Genomic DNA, 5,639 nt, shown 5'->3' on the forward strand with positions numbered 1-5,639 from the left:
ACAAAAAATGATATAGCGTTTGAGGCGCTGTAGTGGTTCAATTCCGCTGATATCATCAGTTTCGGTCCGGGCGAATATGTTCGGTAATTTCCGGAGAAGTTCTTTGAAAGTTTGGAAGCAATAGCACAATCAGTTACTTAATTAAATGAGTAACACGAAAGGTAAGTCAGAAAGCGAATAACATTTGGATTTTTGACACGTTGAATTTCTCTTTAGAGTAAATAAGACAAGTCAGTAAATCAAACTCATTTACAACGGAGAGTTTGATCCTGGCTCAGGATGAACGCTAGCGGCAGGCTTAATACATGCAAGTCGAGGGGTATAGAGGAGCTTGCTCTTCTAGAGACCGGCAAACGGGTGCGGAACACGTACACAACCTTCCTTTTAGTGGGGGATAGCCCAGGGAAACTTGGATTAATACCCCGTAAGATGTTGGTGAGGCATCTCACTGATATTATAGTGGCAACACGCTAGGAGACGGGTGTGCGTATGATTAGGTAGTTGGCGGGGTAACGGCCCACCAAGCCCATGATCATTAACTGGTGTGAGAGCACGACCAGTCACACGGGCACTGAGACACGGGCCCGACTCCTACGGGAGGCAGCAGTAAGGAATATTGGTCAATGGAGGAAACTCTGAACCAGCCATGCCGCGTGGAGGATGAAGGTCCTCTGGATTGTAAACTTCTTTTATATGGGACGAAAAAGGGACTTTCTAGTTCAACTGACGGTACCATATGAATAAGCACCGGCTAACTCCGTGCCAGCAGCCGCGGTAATACGGAGGGTGCAAGCGTTATCCGGATTCACTGGGTTTAAAGGGAGCGCAGGTGGGTTGGTAAGTCAGTGGTGAAATCTCCGAGCTTAACTCGGAAACTGCCGTTGATACTATCAGTCTTGAATATTGTGGAGGTTAGCGGAATATGTCATGTAGCGGTGAAATGCATAGATATGACATAGAACACCAATTGCGAAGGCAGCTGGCTACACATATATTGACACTGAGGCTCGAAAGCGTGGGGATCAAACAGGATTAGATACCCTGGTAGTCCACGCCCTAAACTATGGATACTCGACATACGCGATACACAGTGTGTGTCTGAGCGAAAGCATTAAGTATCCCACCTGGGAAGTACGATCGCAAGATTGAAACTCAAAGGAATTGGCGGGGGTCCGCACAAGCGGTGGAGCATGTGGTTTAATTCGATGATACGCGAGGAACCTTACCTGGGCTAGAATGCGCGTGGCGAACCATGAAAGTGGTTTTTCTAGCAATAGACACAAAGCAAGGTGCTGCATGGCTGTCGTCAGCTCGTGCCGTGAGGTGTTGGGTTAAGTCCCGCAACGAGCGCAACCCCCATCACTAGTTGCCATCAGGTAACGCTGGGAACTCTAGTGAAACTGCCGTCGTAAGACGCGAGGAAGGAGGGGATGATGTCAAGTCATCATGGCCTTTATGCCCAGGGCTACACACGTGCTACAATGGGGCGTACAAAGGGTTGCGACACAGTGATGTGAAGCTAATCCCAAAAAACGTCTCTCAGTTCAGATCGCAGTCTGCAACTCGACTGCGTGAAGCTGGAATCGCTAGTAATCGTATATCAGCAATGATACGGTGAATACGTTCCCGGACCTTGCACACACCGCCCGTCAAGCCATGAAAGCCGGGTGTACCTAAAGTCGGTAACCGTAAGGAGCTGCCTAGGGTAAAACTGGTAATTGGGGCTAAGTCGTAACAAGGTAGCCGTATCGGAAGGTGCGGCTGGAATACCTCCTTTTTAGAGCATACGATTTACCGGTGCTGTTGTTTCCTATTCTTTCAATATTATTGAAGTTGAAAAGTTGAGATGTTTAAAAGTTGACAATGGGAATTACCTTATCAACCTATTATCTTATAAACTTGTCAACTGAACAAAGTTCTTTACATACGACCTGATGGCCAATTTGAGTAGGGCGATCTAAAGCCAACGGATAATTATAGATTTATCATTAGCATATTAGCTAGTTATCACATTGGCACATTATTCTAGATCCGTAGCTCAGCCTGGTTAGAGCACTACACTGATAATGTAGGGGTCACCAGTTCAAATCTGGTCGGGTCTACTTGGAGAAGTTGTAGTTGAAAAGTTTAAAGGTTAACAAGGAAAATCCTTTTCAACCTGTCAACTTGTTAACCTGTCAACTAAACATGGGGGGTTAGCTCAGTTGGCTAGAGCATCTGCCTTGCACGCAGAGGGTCATCGGTTCGACTCCGATATCCTCCACTTTTAAATTTAGAATGTAGAATTTTAAATTTAGAATTAAGTTCTTAAGATAAGATAATACCTGAGAGGTTGGAAGTGGTTCGCAGCCATAATTATCTACAATTTCATTGTGGCATTAGCAGATTGGCTAATTGTCAGATTGAAAAAGTTCTTTGACATATTGGAAAAAAATATTGTTAGGAGAGTACCTAACAAGTTTATCGATCATAATTGTAGAAATCACCATTTTATTGGTTGGTCTGAAGCAATGTGGTCGGGTAACAACTACAACAAACTAAATAAAGAAGTCCAGCAGCGATGCTGGCCTCATATTAATTAAGTTTTATAAACTTTTTTAAAGCAATTAAGGGCGTATGGTGGATGCCTTGGGTCTGAGAGGCGACGAAGGACGTGGTAAGCTGCGAAAAGCCGGGGGGAACTGCACACGAGTATTACATCCCCGGATCTCCGAATGGGACAACCTAATATACTGAAGGTATATTACTCGAAAGAGAGCCAACCCGCTGAACTGAAACATCTAAGTAGGCGGAGGAAAAGAAAATAACAAATGATTCCCTAAGTAGTGGCGAGCGAACGGGGAAGAGCCTAAACTTGTGGGGCGTGCTCCATGAGGGTTGTAGGACCGCATTTAGAAATCATCATCAAGCTGAATTTTTTGGAAAATTAAGCCATAGAGCGTGAAAGCCGTGTAAGCGTAAATTGATGAGGACGCGCGGAATCCTGAGTAGGGCGGGACCGGAGGAATCCTGCTTGAATCTGCCAGCACCATCTGGTAAGGCTAAATACTCCTCAGACACCGATAGTGAACCAGTACCGTAAGGGAAAGGTGAAAAGCACCCTAAATAAGGGAGTGAAATAGTACCTGAAACCGTACGCCTACAAGCGGTCGGAGTCCAGCAATGGATGACGGCGTGCCTTTTGCATAATGAGCCTACGAGTTACTCCTCACTGGCGAGGTTAAGTTTTTACAAACGGAGCCGTAGCGAAAGCGAGTCCGAACAGGGCGCTTAGTCAGTGGGGGTAGACGCGAAACTTTGTGATCTATCCATGGGCAGGTTGAAGGTGTGGTAACACACACTGGAGGACCGAACGCGTTGACGTTGAAAAGTCTTGCGATGACCTGTGGATAGGGGTGAAAGGCCAATCAAACTGAGAGATAGCTCGTTCTCCCCGAAATGTTTTTAGGAACAGCCTCGGTTTTATAAGTCTGTTAGAGGTAGAGCTACTGATTGGGCTAGGGGGCTTCACCGCCTACCAAACCCTGACAAACTCCGAATGCTAACAGATGTTTACCGGGAGTGAGGCTGTGGGCGCTAAGGTCCATGGCCGAGAGGGAAATAACCCAGAATAGCAGCTAAGGTCCCCAATACATAGTTAAGTTAAACAAACGATGTAGAGTTTCAATAACAGCCAGGATGTTTGCTTGGAAGCAGCAATTCATTTAAAGAGTGCGTAACAGCTCACTGGTCGAGAGGCTCTGCGCGGAAAATAATCGGGTATTAAACTATGAACCGAAGCTCTATGATTGCCACCAGGTGGTATATCGGTAGGGGAGCATTCTAATGGCATTGAAGGTGTGCGGTGACGTATGCTGGAGCTGTTAGAAAAGAAAATGTAGGCATAAGTAACGATAAATAAGGTGAAAAACCTTATCGCCGAAAGTCTAAGGGTTCCTGATCAACGTTAATCGGATCAGGGTTAGCCCGGTCCTTAGTCAAACCCGAAAGGGGTAGACGATGGAAAGCAGGTTAATATTCCTGCGCCTGCTATGCATTAAAAGTGACGGAGAATGCTAGCCACATAAGCTGACGGATTAGCAGAGTGGATCCTTCGGGTGAAGCGCAGTGGTGAAAGTTCTTCCAAGAAAAGCGAGTATAGCAGCCGGTACCGCAAACCGACACAGGTAGACGGGATGAGTATTCTAAGGCGCTCGGGTGAGCCGTGGAGAAGGAACTAGGCAAATTGACGCTGTAACTTCGGGATAAAGCGTACCGCAGTGATGCGGTCTCAGTGAAATGGTTCAACCAACTGTTTAACAAAAACATAGGGCCCTGCAAAATCGAAAGATGACGTATAGAGCCTGATACCTGCCCGGTGCTGGAAGGTTAAGGAAGGATGTTCGGAGCAATCCAAAGCTTCTGACTGAAGCCCCAGTAAACGGCGGCCGTAACTATAACGGTCCTAAGGTAGCGAAATTCCTTGTCGGGTAAGTTCCGACCTGCACGAATGGTCTAATGAGTTGAACGCTGTCTCCTCCACGAGCCCGGTGAAATTGTAGTATCGGTGAAGATGCCGGTTACCCGCCACGGGACGGAAAGACCCCGTGAACCTTCACTACAACTTTGCATTGATTTTGAATTACGGATGTGTAGTATAGTTGGGACGCTATGAAGCATTGCCGCCAGGTAGTGTGGAGCGGTCGTTGAAATACCAACCTTCTTTGATTTAGGATCTAATCCCGTTAGGGAAACAGTGCATGGTGGGTAGTTTGACTGGGGTGGTCGCCTCCTAAAGCGTAACGGAGGCTTGCAAAGGTTCCCTCAGTACGGTTGGTAATCGTACGCAGAGCGCATTAGTAAAAGGGAGCTTGACTGTGAGGCAAACAGGCCGAGCAGGGACGAAAGTCGGCTAAAGTGATCCGGCGGTTCTGTATGGAAGGGCCGTCGCTCAAAGGATAAAAGGTACTCCGGGGATAACAGGCTGATCTCCCCCAAGAGCTCATATCGACGGGGAGGTTTGGCACCTCGATGTCGGTTCGTCACATCCTGGGGCTGGAGAAGGTCCCAAGGGTTCGGCTGTTCGCCGATTAAAGTGGCACGTGAACTGGGTTCAGAACGTCGCAAGACAGTTCGGTCCCTATCTGTGGTGGGCGTTAGTAAATTGCGAGAACATGACCTTAGTACGAGAGGACCGGGTCGTACGTACCGCTGGTGTATCAGTTGTGCCGCCAGGTGCAGTGCTGAGTAGCTAAGTACGGACAGGATAAACGCTGAAAGCATCTAAGCGTGAAACCTATCTCAAGATGAGTTTACTTTTAAGGGCCGTCAGAGACTATGACGTTGATAGGCTACAGGTGTAAAGGTGGTAACATCAAAGCCGAGTAGTACTAATTGCCCGTACGCTTTAATTTTATTATGTTAGGTACTCTTCTAATTTTTAAATTTTTTCCAATATGTTAACTTATTACCTCACCTAACCGCTCCTGAAGGGGCGGGATAAAATGAGAACCTTTTTATGGTGGTTATACCAAGGGTGTTCACCTCTTCCCATACCGAACAGAGAAGTTAAGCCCCTTAAGGCCGATGGTACTGCACCACAATGCGGGAGAGTAGGTAGCTGCCATTCTTCTTAGAGAGCCTCACAAAAATGTGAGGCT

Annotated in this window: 2 tRNA genes and 3 rRNA genes; all 5 read left to right on the top strand. The window is 46.9% G+C overall.

What is annotated here, in order from left to right:
- Positions 1-251: 251 nt before the first annotated feature.
- The 5 genes from ACYVBM_RS19775 (at position 252) to rrf (ending at position 5,608) form a co-directional block, all read left to right on the top strand.
- A 16S ribosomal RNA gene (locus ACYVBM_RS19775) occupies positions 252-1,777 on the top strand.
- A 250-nt stretch (positions 1,778-2,027) separates the two neighbouring features.
- Positions 2,028-2,102, top strand: a tRNA-Ile gene (locus ACYVBM_RS19780).
- Between the two features lie 87 nt (positions 2,103-2,189).
- Positions 2,190-2,263 (top strand) — tRNA-Ala (locus ACYVBM_RS19785).
- A 333-nt stretch (positions 2,264-2,596) separates the two neighbouring features.
- Positions 2,597-5,393, top strand: a 23S ribosomal RNA gene (locus tag ACYVBM_RS19790).
- Between the two features lie 103 nt (positions 5,394-5,496).
- Positions 5,497-5,608 (top strand): 5S ribosomal RNA (gene rrf, locus ACYVBM_RS19795).
- Together the 16S, 23S and 5S rRNA genes with 2 tRNA genes alongside form the textbook arrangement of a ribosomal RNA operon.
- Positions 5,609-5,639: the final 31 nt, after the last annotated feature.

It is taken from the genome of Niabella aquatica (assembly GCF_054779315.1).